The 16,016-nt window shown below is 40.5% G+C and carries 10 protein-coding genes; 6 read left to right on the top strand and 4 right to left on the bottom strand.

Annotation, left to right across the window (positions count from 1 at the left end):
• The first annotated feature begins 37 nt into the window (after window positions 1–37).
• The 6 genes from OCK74_RS13615 (at window position 38) to hxpB (ending at window position 9,711) form a co-directional block, all read left to right on the top strand.
• Window positions 38–2,800 (top strand): alpha-d-galacturonidase, encoded by a 2,763-nt coding sequence (locus OCK74_RS13615; RefSeq protein WP_279297597.1) that lies wholly within the window; start codon window positions 38–40, stop codon window positions 2,798–2,800.
• 59 nt (window positions 2,801–2,859) lie between these two features.
• Window positions 2,860–5,091, top strand: coding sequence for a glycoside hydrolase family 2 protein (locus OCK74_RS13610; RefSeq protein ID WP_279297596.1), 2,232 nt, complete (start codon window positions 2,860–2,862; stop codon window positions 5,089–5,091).
• 58 nt (window positions 5,092–5,149) lie between these two features.
• Window positions 5,150–6,757, top strand: a complete 1,608-nt coding sequence (locus tag OCK74_RS13605) for a glycerol-3-phosphate dehydrogenase/oxidase (protein ID WP_279297595.1) — start codon at window positions 5,150–5,152, stop codon at window positions 6,755–6,757.
• Complete coding sequence (gene glpK / locus OCK74_RS13600) at window positions 6,726–8,222, top strand: glycerol kinase GlpK (protein WP_279297594.1); 1,497 nt, start codon at window positions 6,726–6,728, stop codon at window positions 8,220–8,222. Before OCK74_RS13605 ends, glpK begins: the two co-directional genes overlap by 32 nt.
• A 12-nt stretch (window positions 8,223–8,234) precedes the next feature.
• Entirely contained in the window at window positions 8,235–8,966 is a 732-nt protein-coding gene (locus OCK74_RS13595; RefSeq protein WP_279297593.1) for an MIP/aquaporin family protein, read from the top strand.
• A gap of 79 nt (window positions 8,967–9,045) precedes the next feature.
• On the top strand, window positions 9,046–9,711 hold the full coding sequence (hxpB, locus tag OCK74_RS13590; protein WP_279297592.1) for a hexitol phosphatase HxpB: 666 nt from the start codon (window positions 9,046–9,048) through the stop codon (window positions 9,709–9,711).
• Between the two features lies 1 nt (window position 9,712).
• Here hxpB and OCK74_RS13585 read toward each other — a convergent pair whose 3' ends face one another.
• The 4 genes from OCK74_RS13585 to OCK74_RS13570 all read right to left on the bottom strand — a co-directional run bounded on the left by OCK74_RS13585 (window position 9,713) and on the right by OCK74_RS13570 (window position 15,983).
• Complete coding sequence (locus OCK74_RS13585; RefSeq protein WP_279297591.1) at window positions 9,713–10,666, bottom strand: SMP-30/gluconolactonase/LRE family protein; 954 nt, start codon at window positions 10,664–10,666, stop codon at window positions 9,713–9,715.
• Between the two features lie 43 nt (window positions 10,667–10,709).
• Window positions 10,710–11,798, bottom strand: a complete 1,089-nt coding sequence (locus OCK74_RS13580; protein ID WP_279297590.1) for an alpha/beta hydrolase — start codon at window positions 11,796–11,798, stop codon at window positions 10,710–10,712.
• The gene (locus OCK74_RS13575) at window positions 11,795–13,174 is read right to left on the bottom strand and encodes a putative oxidoreductase C-terminal domain-containing protein (protein WP_279297589.1); all 1,380 of its coding nucleotides are present in this window, start codon (window positions 13,172–13,174) and stop codon (window positions 11,795–11,797) included. Before OCK74_RS13575 ends, OCK74_RS13580 begins: the two co-directional genes overlap by 4 nt.
• 142 nt (window positions 13,175–13,316) lie before the next feature.
• Entirely contained in the window at window positions 13,317–15,983 is a 2,667-nt protein-coding gene (locus OCK74_RS13570) for a glycoside hydrolase family 3 C-terminal domain-containing protein (protein ID WP_279297588.1), read from the bottom strand.
• Window positions 15,984–16,016 lie beyond the last annotated feature (33 nt).

Below are 16,016 nucleotides of genomic sequence, written 5' to 3'. Positions count from 1 at the left end.
TATTTCATTAAGATTCCAAAGTAACCTTCCTTCTGAAATGAAAAAGATTGCTATTTCCATATTACTTTTTTGGGGAATGCTTTATTGCTCAAAATTCCAAACTGTTCATGCTCAAAAAACAGGTGATAAAAAGACCATTACGTTAGTAATTCCTCCTTCGGCTCATCCCCGGATCCAATTTGGGGCTGAAAAGCTATCTATTATCTTGCAAAACTCAGGGTACACTGTAAAGCAGGAACACAGTGATAAATTACCCAAAAGGGGAGAGATAGTCGTGATTGGAAAGCTCGGAGATGAACTTTGGAAAAAAAGCGCTGCTACTTATGGTGTTCAACTTGAAAAAGTCCCGGGTAAAGAAGGCTTTACCATTGTGGAAAAGAAAAATGCCATCTTGATAGGAGGGGCAGATGAAACAGGAACTCTTTATGGTTGCCTGGAACTGGCAGACAAGGTAAAAGAGAAAGGCATCCTACCTGATTCAATATCCGTTACAGATCAACCAGAAATGGTCCTGCGTGGAGCATGCGTCGGCGTTCAAAAACCAACCTATTTACCTGGAAGAGGCGTATATGAATACCCATACACTCCGGAAACCTTCCCTTGGTTATACGACAAAGCTCTTTGGATTAGTTACTTGGATTCCCTGGTGGAGAATAGGATGAACTCGCTCTACTTATGGAATGGGCATCCCTTTTCATCCCTGGTGCGCTTGAAAGATTACCCATATGCTGTTGAAGTGGATGATGCCACATTTAAAAAGAATGAAGAAATATTCCGTTTTTTAACCGAAGAAGCCAACAAACGTGGTATCTGGGTGATCCAGATGTTTTACAACATCATTATTCCTAAACCCTTTGCTGAAAAGCATGGCTTAAAGACCCAGGACCGGGATCGGCCAATTATCCCCATTATCGCCGACTACACTCAGAAGTCCATTGCCGCTTTTGTAGAAAAATACCCGAATGTGGGTTTACTCATTACGCTTGGAGAAGCTATGGAAGGTGTTGGACAGGATGATGTGGATTGGTTCACTAAGACGATAATTCCCGGCGTTCAGGATGGTTTAAGAGCTTTAGGTAGAAAAGACGAACCTCCAATTGTTTTACGTGCTCACGATACCGATGCCCCAAGAGTGATGAAAGCTGCTCTTCCCTTGTATAAGAATTTATTCACCATGGCAAAATACAATGGGGAAGCTCTAACTACATATACGCCCCGCGGTCCATGGGCCGAATTACACAGAAGTTTAAGTGCTATTGGCACAGTACATATCCAAAATGTGCACATCCTCGCAAACCTGGAACCTTTTCGCTATGGTTCAGCAGATTTTATACAGAAAAGTGTAAAGGCAATGCATGATATATATGGATCTAATGGTTTACATCTGTATCCCCAGGCATCCTATTGGGATTGGCCATATGCTGCAGATAATACAGGAAAACGTCTGCTGCAAATAGAGCGCGACTGGATCTGGTATAAAGCCTGGGCAAGGTATGCATGGAACTGCCGCCGCGACAGGAATAATGAAATTTCCTACTGGAGCAACTTGTTGGGAAATAAGTTTGGGACAGATGCGCTGCAAGGTAAAAACATCTTAACTGCTTACGAAGAAACCGGGGAAATTGCACCAAAACTATTGCGCCGTTATGGAATAACCGATGGAAATCGTCAAACATTGACATTGGGTATGCTGATGAGCCAATTGATCAATCCCTTTAAGTACAGCTTGTTTACATTGTTGTATAATTCTGAGGCGCCGGAAGGCGAGATGATCATTGAATACGCTGATAAAGAGTGGAAGAAACAAGGTCATATTGGTGAAACACCGGTACAAGTAGCCAAAGAAGTAGTGGCCCACGGGCAAAAAGCTGTTGAAGCAGTTGAAAAGGCTGCTCCATCCGTGCAAATGGAAAGGGAAGAATTTACCAGGCTGAAGAATGATGTCTATTGTTATAATGCCTTGGCTAACTTTTATGCCGAAAAGGTAAAAGCTGCTTTATGGATATTGCATTATAAATATTCCAATGATATCAATGACCTGGAAAAAGCATTACCCTTCCTGGAGAAAAGTGTAGTCTTCTATAGTCAATTGACTGATTTGACAAAGGAAACTTACCTGTATGCCAACAGTATGCAAACAGCCCAACGGAAAATTCCCATCAGGGGAGTAAATGGCACTTTCAAAACATGGGTAGAAGTATTGCCTGTGTTCAAGAAGGAGTTGGATAACTTCAGGAAGAATATTGATTCCTTGAAATCTATCAAGTATGCTTCTGTTGAAAATACAATTCTGGCTTTAAAAAACGCGAATGTTACCTTACCTGGAAATACAGCTTTTTATTCCATTAATGAAGGCCAGCAGGTATATGCCGATACAGCTTTACTTATTAAAGCATATGCAGGAGAATTAAAAGGGCTGAAGGGTATTAAAATGGATAAAGCAAAGCAAATAGAACAAGGAACTTCAATCACATTTTCCACAACAAAACCTGTAAAACTTTTAGTCGGTTACTTTACGGTAAAAAATACCAATTACCTGAAAGCTCCTGAACTGGAAACGGATGCTAATGCAAATGAATATGGACAGGATGAGATTAAGATAGGTAATGCAGTAGTGGCCGGCGACCTTCCTCCGATAAATGTTCATACCTATGCCTTCAATAAAGGAACTCATACATTGACACTTGGCAAAGGAATGTGCCTGCTTTTAGGATTTATCGATGGTAACCAGGTTGTCCGGATGCGCGATGCAGGTTTGGGTGCTTCAGATAAAAAAGACATTGACTGGTTGTTTGATTAACCATAAATAATATTACATTAGTTATGCAAAGCAGTTTGCTTTGATCATAACTACTTCCCATGTATCGATTGCTGCTTGGATTGTCCTTTTTTATTATCGCTGTCTGCGCTTTTCCTCAAAATAGGAATAAGCCCATATTATTGAATGGAACCTGGGAATTTGAGCAAACCAAATCAGCATTTCCACCCTCACGTTTTTCAAGGAAAATTCCTGTACCAGGACTTATCCATTTGGCCAATCCTAAAGTAGAAGAATATCACAAATTCTTTAAAAGGCCGGAGCAGGTAAATGCTAAAATGGAACATAGTGTTTATGAGATAGATTATGTTCCGAGGTATAATTGGTATAGAAAAAAAGTTATTATACCTGCTGATGTAAAAGGATTGGAAGTAGTGCTCACCATCAAAAAGAGCCAGTATGTAACCCAGGTCTTTGTGAATGGTATTGATTTAGGGAGTTCAATAGAGTGTTATACACCTATTGATATTGCTATTACACGGGCCCTGAAATTTGGCGCAGAAAATGAAATCCTGATCAAGGTAGGTGACAGGTATTGGCTGCCTAGTCAGGCTGCTGGTGGCACTGATAAAGAAAAGGAACATTACCTGCCTGGAATTTGGGATGATGTCATAATTTCTTTTACCAATAAAATAAAAGTAAATAGAGCGCTCCTTCTACCAAGCCTGAAAGAATCAAAAGTAACTGCTAAACTGCTTCTTTGGAATTTAAACCATGCACAAGTGTTTTATGGTGAAACCATGCAGGATTCATCTGTGGTAGCAGTAAAAATTTACGAAAACAGAACAAGGAAACTTGTAGCCGGACAAGAGTTACCATTCGTATCAATTAGAGATCGGAATAATGAATTAACGCTAAATATTCCTATAAGAAATGTTCATCCATGGTCACCCGAAGACCCTTTCTTATATGTAGCAGAGATTTCTGTTTATTACAAAGGCTCATTATCCGATAGAATAGAAAAGAAGTTTGGCATGCGGGACTTTGAAAGGCGTGGAAAATTCTTTTACCTGAATGGAAATAAATACTTGTTGCGTGGTTCTAATATTACACTACAAAGGTTCTTTGAAGATCCAGATTGCAGCAACTTGGCGTGGGATACAACCTGGGTAAAAAAGATGCTTATAGAAATTCCTAAGAAATTGGATTGGAATGCAATGCGTATATGTGTGGGTATTGCTCCAGGCTTTTGGTATGATCTTGCTGATGAATATGGTTTATTATTTCAAAATGAATGGCTCTACTGGCAAAATCATGGCTGGGATGAACAGATCAAAAAAGAATATACCAATTGGGTATGGTCTGATGGTTCCCATCCCAGTATCGCAATTTGGGATGGAATTAATGAAAACTGGGACAACTACATTGGTAATGTTCTTATCCCTGAGTTGAAGCAATTGGATCCTACTAGAATATGGGATGCAGGCTATATGACTTCAACTTCCATGCACAATGACGACATGGATGAACCTCATCCTTATGAAGGAGTTAACTTCTCGGCAGATGCTAACCCACCGAAATATCCATTAGGTGATCTGAGTTACAAACCCGATATTATTAAGCAATCAGAGGAAGCCTCGTCTGCACAATTAGTGAATGAATACGGATGGATCTGGCTGTGGCGGAATGGACAGCCCAGCAAACTGACCGTGGGGATGTATGAGCATTATTTAGGCAAGAACTCAACTACAGAACAAAGATTTGCCTTACAAGCCTATTGGCTTCAACTGGAAACAGAATGGCTAAGAAGTAACAGGAATTTTGCAGGGGTATTGGCTTTTTGCTACCTTACAAATAATTATGGCTATACAGGAGACTGGTTTATTGGTGATGTCAAAGATTTGCAACCCAGCCCTGTCCTTTACTGGTTCAAGGATTGTTTTGCACCAGTGAATGTATTTATTAACCTTGAAGACGAGCGGTATGTTAAAGATGTCAAGTCACATATTCCCGGAGAAGATCTCCATTTTACGTTAGTTGGCTTGAATGATCTTCAAAATGAAGTACACGGAAAATTGAACATCCAGTTGATCAATTCCAAAGGACAGGCAGTTTTTAATGATAGTTTGCAAATAGCTCTACCAGCTTCAGATAGAATGACTATTCCTTATGCATTCAAATTGCCAGAAGTGCCCGGTGGATATTTATTAAAAACATCTTTCCATGCAGAAGGTGCACAAGGCAGCAAAATGAGCAGACGTTACATTAAGGTTGGGCAATTGATGGAATATAATTTTTATGAGTTACCTGTAACGGATAGCAAAACGTTTTAGTTAAATTTATAGAAACTTCTTGTTGAAACTATAATTAAGTAATCCCAAACCCGGTTTGATGAATACCTTTAACCGTGACCAGATGATTGATCAGATCAAAATCCCCAGGGAATGGGATTTGATTGTAATTGGCGGTGGGGCTACTGGTTTGGGAATTGCACTCGATGCCGCATGCCGCGGTTATTCAGTGGTCTTGCTGGAACAATCTGATTTTGCTAAAGCAACCTCCAGTCGTAGTACGAAATTGATCCATGGTGGTGTCCGTTATCTCGCACAAGGCAATGTTCCATTGGTTCATGATGCCGTACAGGAAAGAGGATTGTTGCTAAGGAATGCGCCTCACCTGGTGAAAAAACAGGCTTTTGTTATTCCTTGCTATAACTGGTTTTCTGTTTTCCAATATTTTACAGGTCTAAAGATCTATGATTGGCTGGCTGGCTCATATAGTTTGGGAAGTTCCAAATTTGTAACAAAGCGCGAAGTCTTGCAACATTTGCCAGCTATTAAGAGCTCTGGACTTGTTGGAGGCATAAAATACTTTGATGCGCAATTCGATGATGCAAGAATGGCCTTAAACCTTGCACAAACCTGCGCTGAAAAAGGAGGTGTTATCCTTAACTATTTCAAGGTTACTGGTTTACTGAAAACGGATCAAAAGGTCTGTGGAGTCATAGCTATTGACCAGGAATCAGATAAAGAATATCAATTGCAGGCGAAAGTAGTGATAAATGCAACTGGGGTATTTGTTGATGATATTCTTACAATGGATCACCCGGAAAGTAAACCATTAGTAAGGCCAAGCCAGGGCGTGCATTTAGTGTTGCAAAGATCTTTTTTAAACACAGATACCGCTTTACTCATACCAAAAACAGCTGACGGCAGGGTGCTCTTTGCTGTGCCTTGGCATGACCATATGTTGGTTGGTACTACTGATACTCCTATAAATGAAACTTTATTAGAGCCAATTGCCCTCGAACAAGAGATCGGTTTTATTCTAGACACAATGCAAAAGTATTTATCCCGCTCTCCTGAAAGAAAGGACGTTTTGAGCGTTTTTGCAGGTCTTCGTCCCTTGGCAGCGCAGAATGGCAAAAACAATACAAAAGAGATTTCTAGAGATCATAAGCTTTTTGTCAGTGATTCCGGACTAATAACCATTACCGGAGGTAAGTGGACCACCTACAGGAAAATGGCGGAGGAGACAGTTGATATGGCTATCATAACAGGGAACTTAGTACCTGTCGCTTGTCGAACAAAAGGTGTGCAAATACATGGATTTACTACTTCATTATGCGAAAGTCATTTAGGTGTCTATGGCAGTGATGCAGAGCAAATCAAAGAATTGACTGGGAAAAATCCAGCTTTAAACAATACATTGGTTAATTCATTGCCATATACCGAAGCCGAAGTGGTTTGGGCGGTCAGAAATGAAATGGCAAGAACAGTGGAAGATGTTTTAGCACGTAGGCTCCGGATCTTATTTTTGGATGCCTCGGCCGCAATGAAGGCTGCCGCTGGAGTGGCCAAAATAATGGCAAAAGAACTTCAATATGACAAAGATTGGGAAAGTAGCCAGGTGGAAAACTTTACCAGATTGGCAAAACAGTATTTATTTCCAAATAATAATCTAACGAATGAGTTTGCCCAATTACATCTTAGCGCTTGACCAGGGTACCACCTCCTCCCGGGCCATTGTCTTTAATCAGCAGGGAAATATAGTGGCGCTTGCACAAAAAGAGTTTGCACAGATTTATCCTCAACCCGGTTGGGTAGAACACGATGCTTCTGAAATATGGTCTACCCAGGCTGGTGTGCTTACAGAGGCCATCTTTAAAGCAGGCATTACTGCGAAAGATATTGCAGCCATTGGTATTACCAATCAAAGAGAAACCACTGTAATTTGGGATAAGGAAACGGGCAGACCATTAGGAAATGCAATTGTATGGCAGGATCGTCGTACCGCCGATTATTGCGATCAGTTGAAAGTAACACAAGGACAATTTATCCAGGAGCGGACAGGACTAATTGTAGATGCTTATTTCTCCGCAACTAAAATCAAGTGGATTCTGGATCACACGAAAGATGCCCGGCAGATGGCGGCTGAAGGCCGTTTACTTTTCGGTACTATTGATTCATGGCTGGTTTGGAATCTTACCGGGGGAAAGGTACATATCACGGATGTCACGAACGCATCCAGGACACTTCTATTTAACATCCATACCCTTACTTGGGATGACGAACTCTTGCAGCTCTTCGACATTCCTAAAAATATACTCCCCGAAGTCCGTTCATCCAGTGAAGTTTATGGAGAAACTGCAGGGCGGCTTCTGGCAAGTAAAATACCAATTGCTGGTATTGCTGGGGACCAGCAGGCTGCACTGTTTGGACAGATGTGTATCGATGTGGGAATGGTGAAGAATACTTATGGTACTGGCTGCTTTATGTTGATGAATATAGGCGAAAGACCTATTCTTTCAAAAAATAACCTGGTAACTACAATTGCCTGGAAAATAGGGGAGAAGGTGAATTACGCACTGGAAGGAAGCATCTTTATTGCTGGTGCGGTAGTACAATGGCTGCGTGATGGTTTAGGCATCATTTCTTCATCATCCGAAATTGAAGACTTAGCCAGGAAAGTGAATGATAATGGCGGTGTTTATCTCGTTCCTGCTTTTGCCGGTTTGGGCGCTCCCTATTGGAATGGCCATGCAAGAGGTACCCTGGTAGGTATGACAAGGGGCACCACTTCAGCACATATTGCACGGGCTGCACTGGAGAGTATTGCATATCAGACTGTTGATGTATTAAAAGCTATGGAAAGCGACTCGAACGTATCTATTAAGGAATTAAGAGTAGATGGTGGTGCTACCAGTAACAACTTACTGATGCAGTTGCAGGCAGACATGCTGGGCACCAAAGTGGTACGGCCCCGGATCACAGAAACAACAGCTATGGGAGCCGCTTATTTAGCTGGCCTGGCAATTGGTTTCTGGAAGGATATCGGTGAAATAAAAGAACATTGGAAACTGGACCAGAATTTTGAACCTGCCTCAGGTAATAACCATGCTTTACTCAAAGGTTGGCAAAGAGCCATATTTGCAGCGAAGGCATGGGCAGACTTTAATCCATAAAAAATTTCAGTTATGAGTGAATTTTCTGCAGAACTCATTGGAACAATGCTACTTATTTTATTAGGTAACGGGGCTGTTGCTAACGTGGTGTTGAAAGGAACGAAAGGTAACAGTGGAGGTTGGATGGTCATTACAACGGGCTGGGCCCTGGCTGTATTTGTCGGCGTAGTGATTGCCGCTCCTTATAGTGGCGCTCATTTAAATCCTGCAGTAACCCTTGCATTGGCAATCGCAGGGAAGTTTGCCTGGAGCAAGGTGTTGCTTTATATTATTGCTCAATTAATTGGCGCTTTTATTGGAGCCTTATTGATGTGGGCTGTTTATCGGGATCATTTTAATACTACCAGTGATCCCGATGCGCAATTGTCCGTATTTAGCACAGGGCCGGCCATAAAGAATCGCATTTTTAATTTATTAAGTGAAATCGTAGGAACCTTCGTCTTGATATTTGTGATCTTTTATTTTACCGGCGCTGAAATGGGTGAAGACAAAACTCCAGTAGGCCTGGGATCTTTAGGAGCTCTTCCGGTTGCGTTTTTAGTTTGGGCAATTGGGATTTCATTAGGGGGGACAACGGGCTATGCCATCAACCCTGCCCGGGACTTAGGTCCCAGGATTGCCCATGCTTTTTTACCCATCAAAGAAAAGGGAAGCTCCAACTGGAAATATGCCTGGGTACCTGTTTTGGGTCCCTTTATAGGTGGAGTTTTGGCGGCAATGTTATATCTGTTATTGAAAGGCTAAGAAATGTAGCCATTGTATATTCGGGCTTACCATTCATCGTTTACCCTGTATTTTTGCAGCTTTAAAAACAAAGTTGCATATGATTGATGCAGTAATATTTGATATGGATGGGTTATTGATCGATTCTGAACCCTTGTGGGATGTCTCTATGCAGGAAGTTTTTGCCACCCTTGGTATTGATATGTCCTCAGAATTGGCAGCTCAAACCAGGGGATTGCGGACAAGGGAAGTAGTTAATTACTGGCAGAACTATTTTAAATGGGATTCAGCCAAAAGTACAGACGATGTTTGTGAAGAGATCATCAATACGGTAACTGATAAAATTGTTTCGGAAGGATCGGCAATGGAAGGATTGCACTATATATTGGACTTTTTCAGGGCAAAGGACCTGAAATTAGGTTTGGCTTCATCTTCCCCTAAAAATTTGATCGATTGTGTATTGAGTCATCTAGATATTAAATCTTACTTCCAGCAAGTTTATTCAGCCGAGTTTGAGCCATATGGTAAGCCACACCCTGCGGTTTACCTTTCGTGTGCTAAAGCGTTAAAAACGAATCCGGTTCATTGCCTTGCATTTGAGGATTCTATAAACGGAATGGTGGCAGCAAAAGCAGCACGGATGAAAGTGGTGGCCGTACCTGAAGCACATAACCAACAAGACAAGCGCTATGCACTTGCTGATCTGAAATTGCCCTCACTATTGCACTTTACTGAACAACATTTTGAAAAGCTCAATAACTGGTAATTCATTCCACTCCGCTTACTTTCATATCCAAAACAAAAACCGATTCCGATGCAGTGATGAAAAGCTTGTTTCTTTCCTTACCATAAAAAGAGACATTTGCCGTCCAGTTTACAGGCACAGGTATTTGCTCTATCTTTTTCCCTTCTGAATTATAAACTGTAACGCCATGACCCGTGATGTATAGGTTGCCTTTATTGTCCAGTGTGATTCCATCAGAGCCTTGCTCTACAAATAACTGGCGGTCTTTTAATGTTCCATCGGGATTGATCGTATACCGGTAGGTTTTATTATCGCCGATGTCAGCAACATACAGGTACTTACCATCAGGCGTGCCTACAATGCCATTTGGCTGTTTTAAGTCTTCAGCAACGATAACTAATTCCTTTCTTCCTTTCGGTAGATAATAGACTCTTTGTTCGATAATTTCAGGTTCTTTCCTTGTCCAATAAGAGCGTTGGTAATAGGGATCTGTAATATAAATTCCTCCTTTTGAGTCTGCCCATAGATCATTGGGACCATTTAATTTCTTCCCTTTATAATCTTTTAATAAAACTTTGATCTTTTTTTTCGGACTAATGCTCCAAAGTTCATTTTGTGCATCCGCACAAGCCAGTAAATTTCCTTTATGATCAAAATACAATCCATTGGAGCGCCCTGTTTTATCCAGGAAGACAGAAAGCTTACCCTCGGTATCATACTTCCAGATCTTATCATTAGGTTGGTCTGTGAAAAATACATTGCCTTGTTTATCTATTGCTGGACCTTCAGTAAACTTGAATTGATTGGATACTAACTTCAATGTAGCACCATCTGCAATAATGCTGCTAGTATCCTTAACTTGTGTATCTGTAGTTTGTGTGCCCTCCCAATCAACAACACTTGAGGGTAAAGGATCTTTTTGTGCTAATATTTTGGATGAAATGATAATGGTAAGAATTGGAAGAAAGGCTTTCATAAAAGAGTTTAAGAATGAAAGTAAATAATCGATGGGAAATACATTATTGTAATCTTGTGATAAACTGTTTTCCGTCAAACCGCTCCAATTGGAAACCGTTGACTCGTTCCTTATCCTTTGTAAATTTTATTTTAAGGAATTCACTTGTTGCATAAAAATCGGTCTCACTGGCAGCATGTAAAATGTATTTGTTGCCAGGATCGACGTATAAGGCCAATCTTCCGCCTTCATTTTTAATTTCTATAATTTTTGAATTGTTGATACGATATCGACCTGCATATTTAGTAAGCAGTTCTGGATTCAATTGTAAAGATGGTCTTTCAAAAACATACTGAAGTCCACGTGCATACCCTTCCGCCTTATTACCAGAGTGTCCGGTATTTTCAAATATCCTTGTTTTAAAATATAATGAAGGATAATTACGACTGGCTAAATGTTTTGAAAATTGCTCAAATTCCGGTAATCCTCTTTCCACTTCACCCATGGTCATAAATAACCTGGCTGGAGTTATTGGTTTCTTTTCAAAATAATTTTTTTCATATTGATAGATAACATTGTAGTTCCAACCGATAGCAGGAGTGGTTGCAATATATCGTTGAAATAATTCTGGTTCTGTAAATAGTGCAAAGAGGGTAAACAAGCCACCAAATGAACATCCCATTAAACTTCTGTCCTGGCTATTTGCCTTGTATCTGGATTCAATAAACGGTATCAATTCTTTCTTCAAAAAATTTAGAAACTGTGGAGCGCCTCCACTTTGAGGTATGCTTTTGTGATTGGTAGTTGTATAATCTTTGGCCCGGAGACTATCTGGATTGGGATGTGTTCCACCCCAGGTAACGCCAACTATAATAACTTCAGGGATAAAGCCGTCATAATACTGTTCGCCGTATATAGAAGTCACTAAGGGAAAGTCCCATTGGGAATCCATTAAATATAAAACAGGATATTTTTTCTGACTGTTCTCATAACCAGAAGGTAAGAAAATTTGTAGCTCGTATTCCTGGTTGTTGATGGATGAGGTAATCCTTTGTACCTGGGAACCTGCAATTTCAACACGCTGCATTTGTGCTATTCCATGCAATTGCACAAATAAAACAATAATGAAGATTACGGTTGCTTTTTTCATCATTTATTTTTTAAAGCTATTTCTAACCCTTTGGTTGTAGTATAATATTTAGCAAGCATATTTGGTACTTCCCAGGCAGGCATGTTTCCATTTTTCAAATAGTCCAGGAAGTTTTGCATTACCCTGGCAAAATGGGCTTCATGACTTTCCCTGTATTGATCGGGAATGATTACTTCCCAACCTTTTTCTGTTTTCTTCAAACCTAATCGGGGATATTTGGTTTGGATTGTCTTAAATCTTTCTTTTAAGCTATTTTCATATTCTGGATTATTGTTTACAGGTTCAACATAAAGTGACGGTATATATTTTTGCTCAGCACCTTGTTGTATGATCAAATTTGCTTTTGTTCCCCTCATGATGGAATAATGTGTGTCTCCGGCACCCTCTGGCGCTTTATAGTTCCAGGCAACTTTAACCTTAGCATGTACACCACGTAAAGTATAATTTATCTCTCCATTGCTGTAAATGTTCAAAATTGTATCTCCGACAATGTCCTTTTTCAGGTAATTGGGGAATGTATCCAGTTTGGTGATCTTCTTGAATTCACTGATTGTCATCTCTGTAGGCCAGCGTTTTGCAGAGAGCACCTGGACATCTTTTGTATAATCCAAAGCTTGTTCAGGAAAGCATTCCCATTGTACTAAATCTACCAAATGTGTGGTTACATCTACAATCCCTTCACCTTGTTGTGCTACATCCATAAACCAGGCCGGCCGGGTTAATATTTCACCAGACACTGATTTATAAAAATGGTGTACACTTTCTTTGGTTACTGCGGGTTGATCTGGCGTTCCTTTTTGTAAGTTGCCAAACACTTCAGGTATCATAGACAATTCCTTTTGAAGGATGGTAGTTATTTCAAACCTTTCTGTCATGATATCGTATAGGAGCAGGTTTTTGTCTTTTGCTGTTTGGAAGGCGTTTTTTAATAATTCAAAATTTTGGCTGTTGATCACCATCGGTTTATCGGCAAGCACATGAAATCCTCCTTGTAAGGACCTGTCAATATATTCTGTCTTCAATTTATTATTGCCTGAAATCACCACTACGTTACCTGCTTTTTCAGAAAGCATCTTCTCTAAGAAATCACTTCCAGTATACACTTTTTCTTTCCACTTTGTTGGCTCCTCTTTCCTGCTGTTATAAGCATTGATCCTGTTTAAGTGTAACTGTACATCCGATCCATTGGGGGCATACACATGAACAACTGGGTCAACAATGGGATACATGGTCTTTTGTACCAGTGCAGCATGAAAGTGACCAGGATCCAATGTAATGAGTCGTACCTTGGCTATATTTTGCACAGTTTTATTTTTTTGCGATAGGCAGGAAATTACAAAGAGCAAAATGAGAGCAGTGGTAAAATATATTCTTTTCATTTGTTGATTTGTTGGATGATCATATCGCCGCTGGTGTCCTTTTAATTTCCTGAATTTCTACCAGAATCAGGGCAGAGTCTGGTAGAAATTCAGGGTGGTCAAGTTTGCTTATACAGGTATATTTATACCAATTGAAAAACTTTTATAACATTTTTATTTGTATTGTTGCTTCTGTTGTTTTCTTACTCGCTTTTGTTAGTTTATCTGGCTGACAGCCACCTACACTAATCAAAACCTTGCCTGGGATTGGTTTGGAAATACCTTTGTCATCTGCAATAGATAAACTCTGTGGCGTTAACTCAAACTGAACCACTTTGCTTTCTCCCGCTTTTAAGAAAATCCGTTGAAAGCCTTTCAATGACCTGATGGGAGCTTTCACATTCTTATCTACACTAGAAATATATAATTGTACTACCTCTTCTCCATCCATTTTACCCGTGTTGGTTACTCTTACGCTCACTGTATTATTATTCCGACCATTGACAGTAGCAGGCACTTTCAGGTTGTCATAAGTGAAGGTTGTATAGCTTAATCCATAACCAAACCCATATAACGGCTCGCCCTTAAAATAACGATAGGTACGATTCTCCATGGAATAATCGTTGAAATCAGGTAAATCTTTATCCCCTTTGTAGAATGTGACAGGTAATCTTCCTGCAGGATTATAATCACCAAACAAAACATCAGCAATTGCGGTACCGGCTGATTGACCAGCATACCAGGCATTGATGATAGCAGGGACATTTTGAGTTTCCCATGGAATTGCAATTGCACTACCCGTCATCATTACAAACACTACTGGCTTACCAGTTGATTTCAAGGCTTTCATCAATTCGGTCTGAACACTTGGCAATAATATCGAAATACGGTCTCCACCATTGAATCCTGGGTAATCTACTTTCATTTCTTCTCCTTCCAACTGGGGGGAAATGCCTCCTACAAAAACAATAGCGTCTGCATCCTTAATGCGATTAGAAAGTGCAGTAAAATCAGATTTTTTAAAATGACCAGCTCTAAGTCTAACGTTCGCCTTTCCATCTCCCTGATAGTATTCTACAACCAGTCGATATGTTTTTCCTTTTTCAGTTGGCAGTTTAAAAGTTTTTGCTCCCCATCTGTTCCTTGTCCAGGCGTTGAGCTGCTCCTTACCATCAACAAAAAAACGATAGCCATCATCTGCATCTAATTCAAAAGTGATATCTCCGGTATTGTTGGCTGTAAAGTCTGTTGTGTAGCGTGCAGAAAAATCATAGGCTTTCAAATTGCCAACTACGATCTCACCTTCCTGCCAAAGATGGTCGACATTGTCTTCAATACGGGTAAGTACAGGAACTCCGCTTAACTCTTTGTTGCCAAAGTATTCTGCTTTGAACCCTTTTTTCCCTTCAAATGAATACTGGTAGCTGACATCTGCATATTCCAGTAATGTATCATTTGTAAAGTTTAAACCTCGCTCGTAAACAACATCAACACCAGTCCCAACCTTATTCTTAATACCCTGTAAAGCTGTAACAATTTGCGATGGGATACCATTATAATTGCCCAAAACAGAAATGGAGTTATCCGCATTTGGTCCAAGCACTGCGATCTTTCTAATGTTTTTGCTTAATGGTAATGTATGATTTTCATTTTTTAACAATACAATCGATTGGCGGGCCATCTTTAGTGCATGCGCTTTGTGTTCGGCGCTTTCCAGAACAGCAGTTGGAGTCTGTGCATATGGAACCATTGAAGCAGGATCAAACATGCCCAGGCGGAAGCGGATCATAAAAAGCCTCTTAACAGAAACATCAATTTGCTTTTCAGTGATCTTTCCTTGTGCTACCGCCTGCACCAGTGCTTTGTAGGCAGCCGTGCCGCAATCAATATCGGTTCCGTGTAATACAGCATCAGCAGAAGCTGAAGCGGCATCTGGGTGCGTTTTATGATTCTTGAAAAAATCATCAATAGCCCAGCAGTCTGAAGTTACATAGCCTGTAAACTTCCATTTGTTGCGTAAAATATCAGTCATCAATACATCACTGCCACAACAGGGTTGGCCTCTGAATGCATTATAGGCGCACATAACACCAGCAACATTTGCATTCACTACTAGTTCCTGGAAAGCTGGCAAATAGGTATTCCATAGATCATAATCACTAACTGTTGCATTGAATACATGACGCAAAGGCTCAGGGCCGCTATGCACCGCATAATGTTTGGCACAAGCGGCTGCCTTCAAATATTTTGGATCATTACCTTGCAAGCCATTTACAAAAGCTTTACCCAGCATGGCCGTTAGAAAAGGATCTTCACCATAGGTTTCTTGTCCACGTCCCCATCGGGGATCGCGAAAAATATTGATGTTTGGGGTCCAGTATGTAAGACCTACATAGCGTTGGCCATTTTTCCCCATACTCATCGCTTCGTTGTAAATAGCCCGTCCTTCCATGGCTGAATAATCTGCCATGATCTTTAAGGAAGTCGTATCAAAAGTGGCGGCCATACCAATGGCCTGCGGGTAAACGGTCACTCTGAAAGGAGTGCGCGCCACACCATGAAGCACTTCGTTCCACCAATCGTAAGCGGGTATGCCTAATCGCTCAATTGCTGGTGCAGCATTCAGCATTTGAGCTACTTTTTCCTCAAGAGTTAACCGCGATACGACATCATCTACACGCTGCTCAAAAGAGAGATTAGGGTTTTGAAAAGGAAATTTATAGTTACTGTTTTGAGCAGCGCCAATAGCTGTAACAGCTAATGCTGATATGTTGAGTATTGCTTTCAGTAAAAACTTTCTGAAGAAAATGGCAGGTTTTAAACTGTTCATTGTTTTGTTATTTCTATTTAATATATTGTAGTT

The sequence above is a fragment of the Paraflavisolibacter caeni genome, assembly GCF_025628885.1.
In the GTDB taxonomy this organism is placed as follows: Bacteria; Bacteroidota; Bacteroidia; order Chitinophagales; family Chitinophagaceae; genus Flavisolibacter; species Flavisolibacter caeni.
This window is presented reverse-complemented; position numbering and strand designations above follow the sequence as displayed.